This window comes from Oleiphilus sp. HI0067 (assembly GCF_001635735.1).
Map to the genome: position 1 here is coordinate 1 of NZ_LWFI01001321.1, position 1,691 is coordinate 1,691.

The window sequence follows — 1,691 nt, forward strand, 5'->3', positions numbered from 1 at the left end:
AAAAAGCCGACATATCTGCTTTAAGAAGCTTCACATGCTCTCTCATAAGATCGAGATCCATCCCCCAAGCCTTTAAACGCTCTTCGGGAATGACCTTAATCATTGACGCTGGCGCGAGCATTGGGCATTTATTCAAATGAATTAACTTCAAAGCAGGACGAATATTTACTGGGTTACCTGAACTATCTAGTTCAGTTTTTTTATACAACAGCGCCTTGATCTCATCGGATGAATGCTGAAGAAGAACATTGGGGTTCTGACGAAGGTCAAAAGCAATAATTGCATTTTTATTAGTAGGATGCGGCATCAACGGATACATCATCCCTATACAACCCTTATCTACGGCAATTTTTGACGATACATGCAAAAACGGTTGCCCTTGATGCTGATCCAGAAAATTTTGGACTGCGGTCTTACTGCGCATATCGAATGCAAATTTGTATAAAGCTGGCTGCCTTTGCTTAATCAATTTGGCTAGTTCAATCGTGGCATACACATCAGACATAGCGTCGTGCGCAGCCTCATGCGCGATGCCATTTGCTTCTGTTAACTTCTCTAGTCGGAAGGACACCTTGCCATCATCGCCAGTAGGCCAATTAATACCGTCAGGACGTAAAGCATAAGCAAGCCGAACAACATCAATAATGTCCCACCTAGAATTCCCGTTTTTCCACTCTCTTTCATAAGGATCATAAAAGTTGCGATAAAACAGGTTTCTGCTCACCTCATCATCAAATCGGACACTGTTGTAACCCGCAACGCAGGTTTCTGCCTGACAAAAGATTTCCGAAATGTTTTTTGCAAACTGAGCTTCTGAAACACCCTCTGCCATTGCTTTTTGTGGAGTGATACCAGTGACCAGACACGCTTGAACAGAAGGCAGATAATCTTCTGTTGGCTGTGAGAAGATAGTAACGGGCTCTTCGATGATATTGAGTTCGAGATCCGTTCTTACACCAGCAAACTGGCATGGTCGATCTCTTTGAGGGTCAGCACCAAACGTTTCGTAGTCGTGCCAAAATATAGTTTGCATAGAGGTTAGGCCTAGAAATAATTAGGACCTAATAGTAAACGCGTAGAAGACGAAGATGAAGTTAGAATAAACCGTTTCCGCGATCGATATATTCTAATCGGACACGATCCGTACCGCCTGCATTCAAACCACTATTCATATCGATCTGCATCGCCGTCGGTAGGTTAATGAAAGCGCCTAGATCTGTATTAAGCGATCCGTCTGAAGTCATCCATTCCGTCGCTTGTTTCTGGAAGCCAATAAAGAAGTCTTCAGTGTATTCCACTGCACCTGTGTCGGCGTTTCGCTCACCAATATCAAGTGTTTTGAAATCACCTAAGTCATAGCAATACCAGCCTGTTGAGCAATCTGTCGTACCACCGGTAAATTCGCGAGCCACACCGAAATTTGTTGATCTAGAGTTATCAGCATCACCTGCCGCATTCAGAAGCTGCGACTCGTAACGAGTTCCAAAGTCATCAACAATGTCCATCTCAACATTGCCTGAAATACTTCCAAAATCGCCAGACAACTGACCTCTCGCTTCGCCAAAACCAATACGAAAACCGATCAGCTCATTATTGTCGTCTCGTGCAATTTCAAAATATGGATCATTCAGCTCAAACGGAATAATTTCATTCACGTCATAGGTATTACCATCAAGCTGAACTTTAGATGA

1 protein-coding gene and 1 pseudogene are annotated in these 1,691 nt (G+C 43.3%); both read right to left on the reverse strand.

The window, feature by feature from the left end; all coding sequences use genetic code 11:
* Positions 1–1,033: exodeoxyribonuclease I (sbcB, locus tag A3739_RS20545; RefSeq protein WP_068502620.1), on the reverse strand; the 1,033-nt coding region annotated here is incomplete at its 3' end.
* Between the two features lie 61 nt (positions 1,034–1,094).
* Positions 1,095–1,691 (reverse strand): annotated as a pseudogene (locus A3739_RS30165) (hypothetical protein); the annotation flags it as partial.